This is a genomic window from Aeromonas sp. ASNIH8 (assembly GCF_002919855.1).
Lineage (GTDB): Bacteria > Pseudomonadota > Gammaproteobacteria > Enterobacterales > Aeromonadaceae > Aeromonas > Aeromonas caviae.
Genome location: NZ_PQLN01000022.1, coordinates 1 through 14195, shown reverse-complemented (window position 1 = coordinate 14195; position 14195 = coordinate 1). Strand labels below are relative to the sequence as shown.

General features: G+C 64.7%; 17 protein-coding genes. 14 read left to right on the top strand and 3 right to left on the bottom strand.

Features of this window, described 5'->3' with window-relative positions; translation table 11 throughout:
• The first annotated feature begins 116 nt into the window (after nucleotides 1-116).
• From napA to C3418_RS07930, 13 genes are all read left to right on the top strand, one after another.
• A complete protein-coding gene (gene napA / locus C3418_RS07990; RefSeq protein ID WP_103858284.1) occupies nucleotides 117-2606 on the top strand; it encodes a nitrate reductase catalytic subunit NapA in 2490 nt (829 codons plus the stop codon).
• 16 nt (nucleotides 2607-2622) lie between these two features.
• Nucleotides 2623-3357, top strand: coding sequence for a ferredoxin-type protein NapG (gene napG, locus C3418_RS07985; RefSeq protein WP_049636342.1), 735 nt, complete (start codon nucleotides 2623-2625; stop codon nucleotides 3355-3357).
• Nucleotides 3354-4229 carry a quinol dehydrogenase ferredoxin subunit NapH gene (gene napH / locus C3418_RS07980; RefSeq protein WP_049636341.1) on the top strand — a complete coding sequence of 292 codons (876 nt, stop codon included), beginning with the start codon at nucleotides 3354-3356 and terminating at the stop codon, nucleotides 4227-4229. The genes napG and napH overlap by 4 nt, the downstream gene beginning before the upstream one ends.
• Nucleotides 4229-4684 carry a nitrate reductase cytochrome c-type subunit gene (locus C3418_RS07975; RefSeq protein WP_041212738.1) on the top strand — a complete coding sequence of 152 codons (456 nt, stop codon included), beginning with the start codon at nucleotides 4229-4231 and terminating at the stop codon, nucleotides 4682-4684. Before napH ends, C3418_RS07975 begins: the two co-directional genes overlap by 1 nt.
• Before the next feature lie 11 nt (nucleotides 4685-4695).
• A complete protein-coding gene (locus C3418_RS07970; protein WP_010674159.1) occupies nucleotides 4696-5286 on the top strand; it encodes a cytochrome c3 family protein in 591 nt (196 codons plus the stop codon).
• A 193-nt stretch (nucleotides 5287-5479) separates the two neighbouring features.
• Nucleotides 5480-5986: a molybdenum cofactor biosynthesis protein B gene (gene moaB / locus C3418_RS07965; RefSeq protein ID WP_039038846.1), complete on the top strand. Its 507-nt coding sequence runs from the start codon at nucleotides 5480-5482 to the stop codon at nucleotides 5984-5986.
• A 50-nt stretch (nucleotides 5987-6036) separates the two neighbouring features.
• Nucleotides 6037-6531: a cyclic pyranopterin monophosphate synthase MoaC gene (gene moaC, locus C3418_RS07960; RefSeq protein WP_103858283.1), complete on the top strand. Its 495-nt coding sequence runs from the start codon at nucleotides 6037-6039 to the stop codon at nucleotides 6529-6531.
• Nucleotides 6528-6773: a molybdopterin synthase sulfur carrier subunit gene (gene moaD / locus C3418_RS07955; protein WP_048207331.1), complete on the top strand. Its 246-nt coding sequence runs from the start codon at nucleotides 6528-6530 to the stop codon at nucleotides 6771-6773. The genes moaC and moaD overlap by 4 nt, the downstream gene beginning before the upstream one ends.
• Nucleotides 6774-6775: 2 nt before the next feature.
• Nucleotides 6776-7255 carry a molybdopterin synthase catalytic subunit MoaE gene (gene moaE / locus C3418_RS07950; protein ID WP_052814822.1) on the top strand — a complete coding sequence of 160 codons (480 nt, stop codon included), beginning with the start codon at nucleotides 6776-6778 and terminating at the stop codon, nucleotides 7253-7255.
• Between the two features lie 54 nt (nucleotides 7256-7309).
• Entirely contained in the window at nucleotides 7310-8032 is a 723-nt protein-coding gene (modA, locus tag C3418_RS07945) for a molybdate ABC transporter substrate-binding protein (protein WP_052814820.1), read from the top strand.
• Nucleotides 8033-8149: 117 nt separating this feature from the next.
• Nucleotides 8150-8830 carry a molybdate ABC transporter permease subunit gene (gene modB, locus C3418_RS07940; protein WP_010674165.1) on the top strand — a complete coding sequence of 227 codons (681 nt, stop codon included), beginning with the start codon at nucleotides 8150-8152 and terminating at the stop codon, nucleotides 8828-8830.
• Nucleotides 8827-9882 carry a molybdenum ABC transporter ATP-binding protein gene (gene modC / locus C3418_RS07935; RefSeq protein ID WP_052814818.1) on the top strand — a complete coding sequence of 352 codons (1056 nt, stop codon included), beginning with the start codon at nucleotides 8827-8829 and terminating at the stop codon, nucleotides 9880-9882. Before modB ends, modC begins: the two co-directional genes overlap by 4 nt.
• 67 nt (nucleotides 9883-9949) lie before the next feature.
• Complete coding sequence (locus C3418_RS07930; protein WP_049636339.1) at nucleotides 9950-10726, top strand: alpha/beta fold hydrolase; 777 nt, start codon at nucleotides 9950-9952, stop codon at nucleotides 10724-10726.
• Between the two features lie 68 nt (nucleotides 10727-10794).
• On the opposite strand, the gene moeB is transcribed toward C3418_RS07930, so the two are convergent.
• Both moeB and moeA read right to left on the bottom strand, forming a co-directional pair.
• Nucleotides 10795-11550 carry a molybdopterin-synthase adenylyltransferase MoeB gene (gene moeB / locus C3418_RS07925; RefSeq protein WP_052814816.1) on the bottom strand — a complete coding sequence of 252 codons (756 nt, stop codon included), beginning with the start codon at nucleotides 11548-11550 and terminating at the stop codon, nucleotides 10795-10797.
• Nucleotides 11547-12773, bottom strand: a complete 1227-nt coding sequence (gene moeA / locus C3418_RS07920; RefSeq protein ID WP_052814829.1) for a molybdopterin molybdotransferase MoeA — start codon at nucleotides 12771-12773, stop codon at nucleotides 11547-11549. Before moeA ends, moeB begins: the two co-directional genes overlap by 4 nt.
• Nucleotides 12774-13143: 370 nt before the next feature.
• On the opposite strand from moeA, the gene folE reads away from it, so the two are divergent.
• A complete protein-coding gene (gene folE / locus C3418_RS07915) occupies nucleotides 13144-13800 on the top strand; it encodes a GTP cyclohydrolase I FolE (protein WP_010674171.1) in 657 nt (218 codons plus the stop codon).
• Between the two features lie 318 nt (nucleotides 13801-14118).
• On the opposite strand, the gene C3418_RS07910 is transcribed toward folE, so the two are convergent.
• Nucleotides 14119-14195, bottom strand: a 77-nt coding sequence (locus C3418_RS07910; protein ID WP_174213905.1) for a transposase, incomplete at its 5' end; no start/stop codon positions are given.

Below are 14195 nucleotides of genomic sequence, written 5' to 3'. Positions count from 1 at the left end.
TCTGCGTTCGATGAACGAAAAGCCCAGAGCAAAGGAATAAAGCGCCATGGAGCTGAGCCAGCGCGGCTCGTCACAATGGCTGTCATTGATGTGATTAAGCAATGCGAGGATATGTCATGAAGCTGAGTCGACGCGACTTTATGAAGGCCAATGCGGTGGCGGCAGCCGCCGCCGTGGCCGGTGTCAGTGCCCCCACTCTGGCGGCGAACCTGATCACCAGTACCGACAAGACCGCCATCACCTGGGACAAGGCGCCATGCCGCTTCTGCGGGACCGGCTGCTCCGTGCTGGTGGGCTCCCAGGCTGGCCGCGTCGTGGCGACCCAGGGGGATCCCGATGCACCGGTCAACCGCGGCCTGAACTGCATCAAGGGCTACTTCCTCTCCAAGATCATGTACGGGGAGGATCGCCTGACCCAGCCCATGCTGCGCATGACCAACGGCAAGTTCGACAAGAACGGCAACTTCGCCCCCATCAGCTGGGATCAGGCCTTCGACATCATGGCCGAGAAGTTCAAGGCGACCCTGAAAGAGAAGGGCCCGACCGCCGTCGGCATGTTCGGCTCCGGCCAGTGGACCGTCTGGGAAGGCTATGCCGCCGCCAAGCTGATGAAGGCAGGCCTGCGCTCCAACAACCTTGATCCCAATGCCCGTCACTGCATGGCCTCCGCGGTAGTGGGCTTCATGCGTACCTTCGGCATGGATGAACCCATGGGCTGCTACGACGATATCGAGCAGGCCGACGCCTTCGTGCTGTGGGGCTCCAACATGGCCGAGATGCACCCCATCCTCTGGTCGCGCATCTCCGATCGCCGTCTGTCCCACCAGGATGTGCAGGTGCACGTGCTCTCCACCTTCGAGCACCGCAGCTTCGAGCTGGCGGACAACGGCATGGTGTTCACCCCCCAGACCGATCTGGCGATCCTCAACTACATCGCCAACTACATCATCCAGAACGACAAGGTGAACTGGGATTTCGTCAACAAGCACACCCAGTTCCGCAAAGGGGTGACCGACATCGGCTACGGCCTGCGTCCCACCAACCCGCTGCAGCAAAAGGCCAAGAACCCGGACAGCGGCGACTCCACCCCCATGAGCTTCGAGGACTTCGCCAAGTTCGTGGCGGATTACGATCTGGAGTCCGTCTCCAAGCTCTCCGGTGTGCCCAAGGACAAGCTCGAGAAGCTGGCCCAGATCTATGCGGATCCGGACAAAAAAGTGGTCTCTTACTGGACCATGGGGTTCAACCAGCACACCCGTGGCGTCTGGGCCAACAACCTCTGCTACAACATCCACCTGCTGACCGGCAAGATCTCCCAGCCGGGCTCCGGCCCCTTCTCCCTGACCGGCCAGCCCTCCGCCTGTGGTACCGCCCGTGAAGTGGGTACCTTCGCCCACCGTCTGCCGGCGGACATGGTGGTCACGGATCCCAAACACCGCGCCATCGCCGAGAAGATCTGGAAGCTGCCGGAAGGCACCATCCCGGAGCAGGTGGGCTACCACGCCGTGCTGCAAAACCGCATGCTGAAAGACGGCAAGCTCAACGCCTACTGGGTGATGTGCAACAACAACATGCAGGCCGGCCCGAACATGAATGAAGAGGCGCTGCCCGGTTATCGCAACCCGGCCAACTTCATCGTGGTCTCCGACCCTTATCCGACCGTGACAGCCCAGGCGGCCGACCTCATCCTGCCCACCGCCATGTGGGTGGAGAAAGAGGGGGCCTATGGCAACGCCGAGCGTCGCACCCAGTTCTGGCACCAGCAGGTGAAGGCACCGGAAGGGGCCAAATCCGACCTGTGGCAGCTGATGGAATTCTCCAAGCGCTTCACCGTGGAAGAGGTGTGGCCGGCTGAGCTGATTGCCAAGATGCCGGAAGTGAAGGGCAAGACCCTGTTCGACGTGCTCTATGCCAACGGCCAGGTGAACCAGTTCCCGAAAGAGCAGAGCAAGGGGGCCCTGAACGACGAGGCCGAGCACTTTGGTTTCTACGTCCAGAAGGGGCTCTTTGAGGAGTACGCCTCCTTCGGTCGCGGCCATGGCCACGATCTGGCGCCGTTCGATCAGTATCACGAAGCCCGCGGCCTGCGCTGGCCTGTGGTGGACGGCAAGGAGACCCTGTGGCGCTATCGCGAAGGGTTCGACCCTTACGTGAAAGCGGGGGAGGGGGTACGCTTCTACGGCAAGCCCGACGGCAAGGCGGTCATCTTTGCGCTGCCCTATGAGCCCGCCGCCGAGGCTCCGGACAAAGAGTACGACATGTGGCTCTCTACCGGTCGCGTGCTGGAGCACTGGCACACCGGCACCATGACCCGTCGCGTGCCCGAGCTCTATCGCGCCTTCCCGGATGCGGTGCTGTTCATGCACCCGGAAGATGCCAAGGCCCGTGGCGTGCGCCGTGGTGAAGAGGTGATCGTCTCCTCCCGCCGGGGCGAGGTGAAGACCCGGGTCGAGACCCGTGGCCGCAACCGTCCGCCCAAGGGACTGGTGTTCATGCCCTTCTTCGATGCGAGCCAGCTGGTCAACAAGCTGACCCTGGACGCCACCGATCCGCTCTCCAAGGAGACGGATTACAAGAAGTGCGCCGTCAAGGTCATGAAGGCCTGAGGCGGGGGAGCGCGAGATGAGTCGTAGTCGGCGCCAGTTTCTGGCCGACATGGCCAAGGGGGTCTGCGGTGTGGGCCTGCTTGGCGTGGGGCTCGGCGGCGTGGCGCGCCAGCAGGTGCAGGCTTTGCCTGCCCAGGCGCTGCGCCCGCCGGCCGCCCTCGACGAGGCCGAGTTTCTCGGCGCCTGCGTGCGCTGCGGGCTCTGCGTCGAGGCATGCCCCTACGACACCCTCAAGCTCGCCCGGCTGTTTGAACCCGTGACCACCGGCACCCCCTACTTCAAGGCGCGCGCCGTTCCGTGCGAGATGTGTGACGACATCCCCTGCGTGGCGGCCTGCCCGAGCGGGGCGCTGGATCGGGCCATGACCGATATCGATCAGGCGCGGATGGGGGTGGCGGTGCTCATCGATCACGAGACCTGCCTCAACTACCTGGGGCTGCGCTGCGACGTTTGCTACCGGGTCTGCCCCCTCATCGACAAGGCCATTACCTTGGAGCTGCAGCACAACCCGCGCACAGGCAAGCACGCCATGTTCCTGCCCACGGTGCACAGCGATCTCTGCACCGGCTGCGGCAAGTGCGAGCACGCCTGCGTGCTGGAGGAGGCGGCCATCAAGGTGGTGCCTCGCCAGCTTGCCAAGGGGGAGCTGGGTCACCACTACCGGCTCGGCTGGGAAGAGAAGGCGAAGGCGGGCAAATCGCTCATCGGCGACAGGCTCACCCTGCCGACCCGCAAACCGGAGGGTCTATGAGTCGGTATCCAGGGGCCGAGGCCACGGCCAGGCTGGGGTGGTGGCGTGCCCACCGCTTCCTGCTGCTGCGCCGGCTTTGCCAGTTCGGGGTGCTGGGGCTGTTCCTGCTGGGGCCGCTCGCGGGCATCTGGATCCTCAAGGGCAACCTCTCCAGCTCCCTGCTGCTGGAGACGGTGCCCCTCACGGATCCCCTGACCCTGTTGCAGTCGGTGGCGGCGGGCCAGTGGCCCATCCCCACCCTGTGGCTCGGGGCCGGGCTGGTGCTCGCGGGTTACTGGCTGGTCGGGGGGCGGGTGTTCTGCTCCTGGGTCTGTCCAGTCAACCTGGTCACCGATGTCGCCGCCTGGCTCAGGGGGCGGCTCGGGCTCAAGGGCAATGGTCAGTTCAACCGCGCTACCCGCTACTGGCTGCTGGCCATGGTGCTGGTGGCGCCGGCCATCACAGGCGTGCTGGTGTGGGAGCTGGTCAATCCGGTGTCGCTCACCCTGCGGGGCCTGCTGTTTGGCATGGGGGCGGGCTGGGGCCTGCTGGCGGTGCTGTTCCTGTTCGACCTTTTTGTGGTGGAGCGGGGCTGGTGCGGCCACCTCTGTCCGGTGGGGGCCTTCTATGCCCTGGTCAACCGGGTCGGGTTCATCAAGATTGCAGCCTCGGGGCGCGAGCGGTGCAGCAACTGCATGGATTGTTATGCGGTCTGCCCGGAGCGTCCCATCCTGCGCGGCCCCGTTCACGGTGCCAGGCGTGGTCACGGGCCCTTGATTGCGGCTCAGGAGTGTACCAACTGCGGCCGTTGCATCGATGTCTGCGCGGAGCAAGTTTTTGAAATCACTGTAGGTTTTGCCGTCAAGGCAGAGAAAACGTCGGAGAACACATAATGAAGAAGCTGATTGGAGCAATGCTGGCCTGCCTGATGGCGGGTTCCTTGATGGCGGCCGTCCCCGAGATCACCAACAGCACGGGGGGCATCAAGTCGGAGCGGGGAAGCACGGATCTGGTGACGGATGCCGACGCGGCCCCTCTGAAGAACTTTCGCAAGGATGGCGACCTCTACGATCGCCAGTACATGCACCAGCCCCCGCTGATCCCCCACGACACCCGCAACTATGAAGTGGACAACAAGGTCAACAAGTGCCTGGCCTGTCACAGCTTCAAGAACGCCAGTGCCATGAAGGCCCCCAAGATAAGCCCCACCCACTTCGAGACCCGCGACGGCATGACCCTGGGCGAAGTCTCTCCGCGCCGCTACTTCTGTCTGCAGTGCCACGTGCCGCAAGCGGACGCCAAGCCGCTGGTGAACAATACCTTCAAACCGGTTGAAGCGCTGAACTGAGGAGCCCATAGATGAAATTACCCGGCTTTGTGAAGCGTCTGTGGACCACCTTCAAGTCACCGTCGAAGGCGGCCCTCTGGGTCATCCTGCTGATGGGCTTCTTCGGTGGCGTCATCTTCTGGGGCGGGTTCAACACCGCCATGGAAGCGTCCAACACCGAGGCCTTCTGCACCGGTTGCCACGAGATGAAGGACAACGTGTTCGTGGAGTACCGCGACACCATCCACTACGCCAACCGCTCCGGCGTGCGGGCCAGCTGCCCGGATTGCCACGTACCCCACGAGTGGACCTACAAGATCATCCGCAAGGTGCAGGCCTCCAAGGAGCTGTGGGGCATGATCACCGGCAAGGTGGATACCCGCGAGAAGTTTGAATCCCACCGGCGGGAGATGGCCGAGCGGGAGTGGCAGCGGATGAAGGAGACGGATTCGCGCGAGTGCCGCAACTGCCACAACTTCGAGTACATGGACTTCTCCCTGCAAGGGCGTCGGGCCGCCCAGATGCACTCCACCAACCTGGCAAGCGGGGCCAACACCTGCATCGACTGCCACAAGGGGATTGCGCACCAACTGCCTGACATGAAAGGGGTGCCAGGCTTCTGATGGGAAGGCCGCCGGATCCTCGGGATCCGGCGGCCTTCGAGATTAATGGGCAATGACGCCCCCCAGCCAGACATCTTTTGATAGAATCCCTTCCCGGCAACGCGGCGCCCACCGGCTCCTTTCATGGCTGGCACCACGGTGCGGCGCGTTCACCTCATCCTCTCGTGGTCAATGATTGACAGGAATGGCCCCAATGGCACCCAAACACAGCGAATTCATCCCTCTCAAGATCGCCGTCCTGACGGTTTCCGACAGTCGCACCGCTGCCGATGACAGCTCGGGGGACTATCTGGTCGAGGCCCTGACCCAGACCGGCCACGTGCTGGCCGATCGGGCGCTCTGTCCAGACAACCTGTTTCGCATCCGCGCCCAGGTGAGCGACTGGATTGCCGACGAGGGAGTCCAGGTGGTGCTCATCAACGGCGGCACCGGCTTCAACGAGCAGAACCGGGTGCCCGAGGCGGTCGGCGTGCTGTTCGAGCGCACGGTGCAGGGCTTTGGCGAGATGTTCCGCCAGCTCTCGTTTGCCGAGATAAAAGGCTCCGCCATGCAGAGCCGTGCCCTGGCAGGGCTCGCCAATCGCACCCTGATCTGCTGCCTGCCCGGCTCCACCGGCGCCTGCCGTCTGGGCTGGGAACAGCTTATCCGGGATCAGCTCGATGCCCGTACCCGGCCGTGCAACTTCGTGACCCATCTGTGATCCCGGGAGTAAACCCGGATCATCCATCTTATTTTTCGATAGGTGCATAGATGAACCTGACCCATCTCAACCAGAGCGGCGAGGCCCACATGGTGGATGTCACCGACAAGCAGGTGACCGAACGCGAGGCCCGCGCCGAGGCTTTCGTGACCATGGCCCCCGAGACCCTGGCGTTGATCCTGAGTGGTCAGCACCACAAGGGGGACGTGTTCGCCACCGCCCGCATCGCCGGCATCATGGCGACCAAGAAGACCGCCGACCTCATTCCCCTGTGCCATCCCCTGGCCCTGACCCGGGTGGAGGTAGAGATAGCCCCCCAGACGGCGCACAATCGGGTCCATATCCGCACCCTGTGCAAGCTCTCGGGCAAGACCGGGGTGGAGATGGAGGCGCTCACCGCCGCCTCGGTGGCGGCCCTGACCATCTACGACATGTGCAAGGCGGTGCAAAAGGACATGGTGATCGAGCAGGTGCGTCTGGTGGAGAAAAAGGGCGGCAAGTCCGGTCATTTCCAGCTGGGTGCGACCCAAGGAGAGCAGGCATGATCAAGGTTCTGTTTTTTGCCCAGGTGCGTGAGCTGGTCGGCTGCGACGAGCTCAGCCTGCCTTGCGACTACGCCAGTGCCGATGTCCTTCGCGCCGCCTTGAGCGAGCGAGGTGACAAGTGGGCGCTGGCGCTCGAATCCGGCAAGCTCCTGGTGGCGGTCAACCAGACCCTGGTACCGCTGGATACCCCCCTCCATGACGGGGATGAGGTCGCCTTCTTCCCGCCGGTGACCGGAGGCTGATGATGAGCGAGGCAACCATGATCGATCGCATCCTGGTGCAGCGGGATGACTTCTCGCTGGCGGACGAATATGCCCGCCTCGCTGCCCGGCAGGACACAGGCGCGATTGTCAGCTTTGTCGGCAAGGTGCGCGACTTCAATCAGGGGGAGCATGTGAAGGGGCTGGCCCTCGAACACTACCCCGGCATGACCGAGAAGGCGCTGGCGAACATAGTGGCCGAGGCCCGCGGGCGCTGGCCCCTGCAGGAGTGCACCCTCATTCACCGCATCGGCGAGCTGCTGCTCGGGGATCAGATTGTGCTGGTGGTGGTGAGCAGCGCCCACCGCGAGGCGGCTTTCGAGGCCTGCCACTTCATCATGGATTTCTTGAAGACCCGGGCGCCGTTCTGGAAAAAAGAGCTGATCGCCGACGGGGTGCAACGCTGGGTCGAGGCCAGGGCGAGCGATGACGCCGCCCTGGCCCGCTGGCAACAAGGGGAGTGAGCCTCGGGCTCGCGTCAATCGATCCGGCCGTGCCGGAGCATAAGGAGCAACGGAATGAAGAGATGGGTATCCGTGTTGGTGCTGGGCGCCGGCGCCATGTACAGCAGTGCTGTGCTGGCTGACGAGGTCAAGGTGGCGGTGGCGGCCAACTTCAAGGGCACCATAGAGCGCATCGGCAAGGAGTTCACCGCCAAGACCGGCCACAGCGTCGTCATCAGTTCGGCGGCCACCGGCGTGCTCTATACCCAGATCACCCACGGTGCGCCCTTCGATCTCTTCCTCTCGGCCGACGTGGCGACCCCTCAAAAGCTGGAGTCGGAAGGCAAGGGGAGCGAGCGCTTCACCTATGCCATCGGTCAGCTCGGCCTCTGGCAGAAGGGGGGGCCTGCCCCTGACGAGGCCACCTTGCGCCACTGGCAGGGGGAGCTGGCCATCGCCAACCCCAAGACAGCGCCCTATGGCGCCGCCGCCATGGCGACCCTGGCTCATCTCATGATCGATCCCAAGCAGTATCGGGTGCTGACCGGCACCAACATCAGCCAGACCTGGCAGTTCGTCGACACCGGCAATGCGAAGCTGGGCTTCGTCGCCTGGGCCAATCTGGTGGAGGCGGGCAAGACCGGCGAAGCCTGGACGGTGCCGGCCAGCTTCTATCCCCCCATCGAGCAGCAGGCCCTGGTGCTGAAGAAAGGGGCGGCGGTGGATGCCCTGGTCGCCTGGCTCAAGGGGCCGGGACAGGCGCAGATCAAGGCGGCGGGTTACGCCCTGCCGCAGTAAGCGCCCGGCGTCTGCCGGCCCGCCCCGTGCTGGCCAAATCCGGTGCCTGACGTGTCCCAAGGCGGCGCCCGTCATGACGGCGCCCTGTTTTTTTATCGACACCCGAGAGGGGACCCTATGAGTGAAGGGGATCTGCTGGCGGTCTGGTTGACCCTGAAACTGGCGGCCAGCACCACTGCCATCTTGCTGCTGCTGTCGCCGCCGCTCGCCTGGTGGCTGTCTCGCAGCCAGCACCGGCTGCGCCCCCTGGTGGAGGCCATGGTGGCCCTGCCGCTGGTGCTGCCGCCCACCGTGCTCGGTTTCTATCTGCTGCTGGCCTTCTCCCCGGAGTACGGCCTCGGTGGCTGGTGGCGGGAGACCTTCGGGGCCCCGCTCGCCTTCAGTTTCCTCGGCCTGCTCATCGCCTCCGTCATCTACTCGCTCCCCTTCGTGGTACAGCCCCTCACCTCCGCCTTCGTCAACATGGGCAACAAGGAGCTGGAGGCTGCCGCCACCCTGGGGATGGGCCCGTTTGAGCGCTTCTTTCGCATCATCCTGCCCATGACGTTGCCCAGCTTCGTGATGGCGGCAGCGCTGGGCTTTGCCCACACCCTGGGGGAGTTCGGGGTGGTGCTGATGATTGGCGGCAACATTCCCGGGGAGACCCAGGTGCTCTCCATCGCCCTGTTTGATCACGTGGAGGCGATGGATTACCAGAATGCCCATATTCTGGCAGGCGGCCTGATGGGCTTCTCCCTGGTGATGCTGGTGCTGGTCTACGGCGTGCTGCAACGCCGACAACGGAGGCTGTTCGGATGAGCCTCTACCTCAAGGCCAGACGTGATTTCGGCCCCTTCACCCTGGCGTGCGATCTGGCACTGCCCCCCAGCCGCATCCTCGGTCTGTTCGGTCCTTCGGGCTGTGGCAAGAGCACCCTGCTGCGTATCATCGCCGGGCTCGACAGGGCCCCGGGCGATGCCCTGCGCTGGCAGGGGCGCGAGCTTGCAGCCCTGCCCCCCGAGGCGCGGCGCATCGGGCTGGTGTTTCAGGATGCTCGTCTCTTCCCCCACCTGAGCGTGCTCGGCAACCTGCAACTGGCGGCTCGCAAGGGGAGGGGGCGCTGGCAGCCACAGGCCCTTGCTGCGCGCCTCGGCTTTGCCGAGCTGCTGGGGCAACCGGCCCACGGCCTCTCCGGGGGTCAGCGTCAGCGGGTGGCACTGGCCAGGGCCTTGCTGGCCGAGCCTGATCTGCTGCTGCTGGATGAACCCTTCTCGGCGCTGGACAGGCGCAGCCGCATCCATCAGGCCCACGTGCTCAAGGGCTTGCAGCAGGAGAGCGGCATCCCCATGATCTTCGTCAGCCACGCCATGGAGGAGGTGAGCCTGCTCTGCGATGGACTGGTGCTGCTGGCAGAGGGACGGGTGGAGGCCCAGGGTACCCCCGAGGAGATCTTCGCCCGCACCGACCTGTCGCTGGCCAGTCGCGACGACGTCGGGGTCATGCTCTCGGCGACCCTGTCCCACTACGACGAGCACGAGCAGATGGCGACCCTGCGACTCGGGGAGCAGACCCTGATGGTGACCATGGAGCATGCCCCCGATGAAGCGGGCCCCTTGCAGATCAAGGTGGCGGCGCGGGATCTGGTGATCGCCACCGAGCCCATCGTGCACTCCAGCCTCTCCAACTGCCTCGAGACCCGGCTGCTGGAGGTGCGGGAGGTGCGACCGGGGCAGACCCTGTTGCAGTTGGCTCTCGGGCAGCAGATACTGCTGGCCCGGATCACCAGCCGCTCCGCGCAGCGGCTCGCCCTGACGCCGGCCATGCGCCTCTACGCCTACATCAAGGCGGTGAGCCTGGTGGGAGAGGGGTAGACAGGGGACCGGAGTGCGGATGGGCTGGTCATGAGTGGCCGGCATGGCGTCGAGAAAGGGGGGACGGGTGCGTCGCAATCAGGTAATGAAATCCCATGGCTTGGCCCTGCGCAGTGCGGGGGAGGGGCCCTTGCTGCTCTTGCTGCACGGGCTGGGCTCTTCCAGCCTCGACTGGCAGGCGCAGATCGAGCGTTTTTCCGAGCGTTACCGGGTGGTGGCCATCGACTTGCGCGGCCACGGCCAGAGCATGCAGGAGGGGCCCTTTGACGTGCCCACCCTGGCGGCGGATGTGGCCCGCTGGCTCGACGAACAGCCCGAGCCTGCCTGGGTAGTGGGGTTGTCGCTCGGTGCCATGGTGGCGCTGGAGCTGGCGCTGCAACTGCCCCACAAGGTGCAGGGGCTGGTGCTGGTCAACGGCTTCAGCGAATTTCTGCTGGAGACGCCAAAGGAGCAGGAGCGCTATGCCATGCGCCTCAAGTGGCTGCGCTGGTTCGGCATGCGGCCGCTGGCGTGGTGGCTCGGTCGCGAGCTCTTTCCCGGCCCCGATCTCGCCCAGGTGCGCCACACCTTCCGGGGGCGCTTCGTGCGCAACAAAAAGAAGACCTACAAGGCGCTGCTGGAGGCGCTGCCCGGCTGGTCGGTGCGGGCTCGTCTCGGCACCCTCTGGCAGCCGGTGGCCATCATCTCCACCAGTCACGACTATCTGCCCCTGGCGCGGCGGGTGGAGCAGTTCGCCTCCCTGCCCAATGCCACCATCCACACCCCGGATGGTCACCACGCCTGGCCGGCGGAAGATCCCGCCGGGTTCAATCATCTGTTGCAGCGGATCCTCTCAACCCATTGAGGGGAGCAGACAGCAGAGGTAGATAAAAAAAGCCGAACCCCGGGGTTCGGCTTTTTTGTGGGCGCTGCTCAGGGTCTTGAGCAGACCGGGCAGTCGGGGCGCTTGGGAAGCTTCAGCTCGCGAAAGCTGCCACCCAGACCGTCGATCATCAGCAGGCGGCCGCTGTAGCTTTTGCCCATGCCCGCCAGCAGCTTGATGGCTTCGAGCGCCTGCAGGCTGCCCACCAGCCCCACCACGGGGGCCAGCACCCCCGCCTCGACACAGGTGAGGGCCTGATCGCCAAAGAGGGCGCTGAGACAGGCGTAGCAGGGTTCATCCTCCTGCCAGGTGAAGCTGCAAAGCTGCCCTTCGAGCCGGATGGCGGCGCCGCTGACCAGGGGCACCTTGTGCTGGCGGGCACGCTGGTTGAGGAGGTTGCGGATGGCGACGTTGTCGGTGCAGTCGAGCACCAGCTGATGGCCTGGCAGCAGGGCATCGAGCAGCGCCTCGTCGGCGAGGGCGGCGTGGGTCTCCACCTCGAGCCAGGGGGTGAGGGCGCGCAGGGACGTCGCCGCGGACTCCACCTTGAGCTGGCCGATGCGCGCGTCGCTGTGAAGCACCTGGCGCTGCAAATTGGAGAGCTCCACCCGATCGAAATCCACCAGAGTGAGGTGGCCGACCCCGGCCACCGCCAGATACTGGCTGGCGGCGCAGCCGAGGCCCCCGGCGCCGATGACCAGCACGCGGGATTGCTTGAGCGCCTCCTGTCCCTCGAAGTCGAAGGATTTGAGCACGATCTGGCGGTTGTAGCGAAGGAGCTCGGCGTCGCTCAGGATCTCACTCACAGCAGCAGCCCCGAGAAGGGCTCGACGGTGACCGTCTCACCGGCGGCTACCTTGCCGCGCTCCTGTTCGAGCACGATGTAGCAGTTGGCCCGGGACAGGGAGCTGAACACCCCGGAGTCCTGGGAGCCGGTGCTGCGTACCTCGAGGCCATTCGGGCCCACGCTCAGGATGCCGCGCTGAAAGTCCAGGCGCCCCGGGCTCTTCTTGAGCGGCTCTGTCGCCAGGGCCTGGAGGGGGTGCGGGCGTGCAAACTGCTGACCGGCCAGTCTGGCCAGGGCCGGTTGCACCAGCTGATCGAAGGTGACCATGGCGGAGACCGGGTTGCCCGGCAGACCGAAGAACCAGGCGTTTGGCAACCGGCCAAAGGCGAAGGGTTTGCCCGGCTTGATGGCGAGCTTCCAGAAGCCAATTTCCCCGAGCTCTTCGAGCAGTTGCTTGGTGAAGTCCGCTTCTCCCACCGAGACGCCCCCGGTGGTGATCAGGGTATCGGCCTCGCGGTCGGCCTGCAAGAAGGCGGCGCGCAGGGCCTCCGGATCATCGGGAATGATGCCAAGGTCCAGGCACTCACAGCCCATGCGGCTCAGCATCGCCTTGACCCCGTAGCGGTTGGAGTCGTAGATGTCCCCGTGCTGGAGCGGGGTGCCCAGAGGCTTGAGCTCGTCCCCTGTGCTGAAGATGGCGACCTTGAGGGGACGGCGCACCGTGACGTTCGCGATGCCAAGGGAGGCGAGCAGCGGCAGCTCTCTGGGGCTCAGGCGAAGGCCGCTTTCGAGCACCCTGTCACCCTGCGCCAGGTCCTCGCCGCGGCGACGGATGTTCTGGCCGGCAACGGGGCGGGTCAGGAAAGTGATCCCGTTGTCGCCGGCTTGCGTTTCTTCCTGCATCACCACTGCGTCAGCACCCGGGGGCACAGGGGCCCCGGTCATGATGCGGATGCAGTGGACGGCGGGCCACTCCCCCTCATAGGGCTGGCCCGCAAAGGCCTTGCCCGCCACGGGGAGCGGCACCCCGGCGGCGAGATCCGCCAGGCGCACGGCATAGCCGTCCATGGCGGCGTTGTCGAAGGGGGGGACGAACAGAGGGGAGCTTATCTCCTCGGCCAGGATCCGATCCAGCGCCTGGGGCAGGGGCAACCGCTCCGTCTCGCAACAGCAGGTGAGTTGTTCCAGCATCCCTTGCAGGGCCTTGTCCAAGGGGAGGAGTGCACCGGTATCGAATCCCATCATCATGACCTCTCTGGTGTGTAGGGGGCGGATTATCCCAAAAATCCGCTCCGATGGGCAGGCCGAAGGTGCGGTAATGGGGGGCAGATGCCCCGGTGTGATCGGATTCTGGGGCGCTATCCCGTTAAATTACCTCCTGATGGGTAACCAGGGCGAGGCTTGCGCGGGATGGCAGGTGGGGAAGAGGCGGCACGGCCGTGCGCCTTGCCCCCGAATGGGCAGGCCGGTGCGGACAAAACGGGGTGGTTTGGCATAAAGTCGGGCACCGGGCTTGAGTTAGACAGAATTATGACAATAATCGCCCTGTAAGATTGCGCCGCGGCACCATGCCGCAGGCCAGCACAGTCCCTGAGCGTGGGAGAGAAACACGATGACGAGCTTAAGCCAGGAAGCCCTGTTGGTCAGGGCGGCGCTCGAGGCCGAGGGCCTTGAGACACCTCTGGTGGCCAATGAATTGAGCGGCCAGCAGAAAAAGGAAAAAATCGAAGGTCATATGCGCGCCATCATGGAGACGCTGGGACTGGATCTGGCCGACGACAGTCTGGCCGAGACCCCGCACCGCATTGCCAAGATGTACGTGAACGAGATCTTCTCCGGCCTCGACTATGCCACCTTCCCCAAGGTGACGGTGATCGAGAACAAGATGAAGGTGGACGAGATGATCATGGTGCGGGACATCAGCCTCACCAGCACCTGCGAGCACCACTTCGTCACCATAGACGGCTTTGCCCACGTGGCCTACATTCCCCGCGGCAAGGTGATTGGCCTGTCGAAGATCAACCGCATCGTGCAGTTCTTCGCCCGCCGTCCCCAGGTACAGGAGCGGCTGACCCAGCAGATCCTGCTGGCGTTGCAGACCCTGCTTGGCACCAGGGACGTGGCCATCAGCATCAAGGCGACCCACTTCTGCGTGAAGGCCCGTGGCGTGATGGACTCCACCTCCTACACCACCACCACCTCCCTGGGCGGCGTCTTCAAGACCCAGCCCGACACCCGCGCCGAATTCCTCGGTGGTCTGAAAGGGTAGTGCTCCCGGGGCCTGTCGCCGACAGGCCCCGTCTCCTTTCCCTCACTTTTTTGAAAAATACGTAAAGTTGTGACCGTGCCGGTCGCTATGGCTCTCCGTGTTGTCGGACGGTCTGGTTGACGCCGACACCTCCGGGCCCGCCCTTGTGCGCTCCGACAGGGACGAGATGTGCTGCCAAGGAGGGTAGTGAAGGCGCAGGCCAGGCCTGCGCCCAGCAATGCCACTTGTTTTCCCCATGCAGGACATGCCATGAACACCATCTTAAATGCGAAAGGGGACTCCCTCCGACGTAGGTGGGAGGGGAATTTCGCCGGGGCGTCAGCCCCGCTGGTTTTGAATGTATTGCTTGATCACCTCCAACGGTGCTCCGCCGCAAGAGCCCGCAAAGTAAGAGC

Coding starts and splice junctions, on each gene's coding strand:
- napA (WP_103858284.1), top strand. CDS start 117: ATGAAGCTGAGTCGACGCGACTTTATGAAGGCCAATGCGGTGGCGGCA.
- napG (WP_049636342.1), top strand. CDS start 2,623: ATGAGTCGTAGTCGGCGCCAGTTTCTGGCCGACATGGCCAAGGGGGTC.
- napH (WP_049636341.1), top strand. CDS start 3,354: ATGAGTCGGTATCCAGGGGCCGAGGCCACGGCCAGGCTGGGGTGGTGG.
- C3418_RS07975 (WP_041212738.1), top strand. CDS start 4,229: ATGAAGAAGCTGATTGGAGCAATGCTGGCCTGCCTGATGGCGGGTTCC.
- C3418_RS07970 (WP_010674159.1), top strand. CDS start 4,696: ATGAAATTACCCGGCTTTGTGAAGCGTCTGTGGACCACCTTCAAGTCA.
- moaB (WP_039038846.1), top strand. CDS start 5,480: ATGGCACCCAAACACAGCGAATTCATCCCTCTCAAGATCGCCGTCCTG.
- moaC (WP_103858283.1), top strand. CDS start 6,037: ATGAACCTGACCCATCTCAACCAGAGCGGCGAGGCCCACATGGTGGAT.
- moaD (WP_048207331.1), top strand. CDS start 6,528: ATGATCAAGGTTCTGTTTTTTGCCCAGGTGCGTGAGCTGGTCGGCTGC.
- moaE (WP_052814822.1), top strand. CDS start 6,776: ATGAGCGAGGCAACCATGATCGATCGCATCCTGGTGCAGCGGGATGAC.
- modA (WP_052814820.1), top strand. CDS start 7,310: ATGAAGAGATGGGTATCCGTGTTGGTGCTGGGCGCCGGCGCCATGTAC.
- modB (WP_010674165.1), top strand. CDS start 8,150: ATGAGTGAAGGGGATCTGCTGGCGGTCTGGTTGACCCTGAAACTGGCG.
- modC (WP_052814818.1), top strand. CDS start 8,827: ATGAGCCTCTACCTCAAGGCCAGACGTGATTTCGGCCCCTTCACCCTG.
- moeA (WP_052814829.1), bottom strand. CDS start 12,773: ATGGGATTCGATACCGGTGCACTCCTCCCCTTGGACAAGGCCCTGCAA.
- folE (WP_010674171.1), top strand. CDS start 13,144: ATGACGAGCTTAAGCCAGGAAGCCCTGTTGGTCAGGGCGGCGCTCGAG.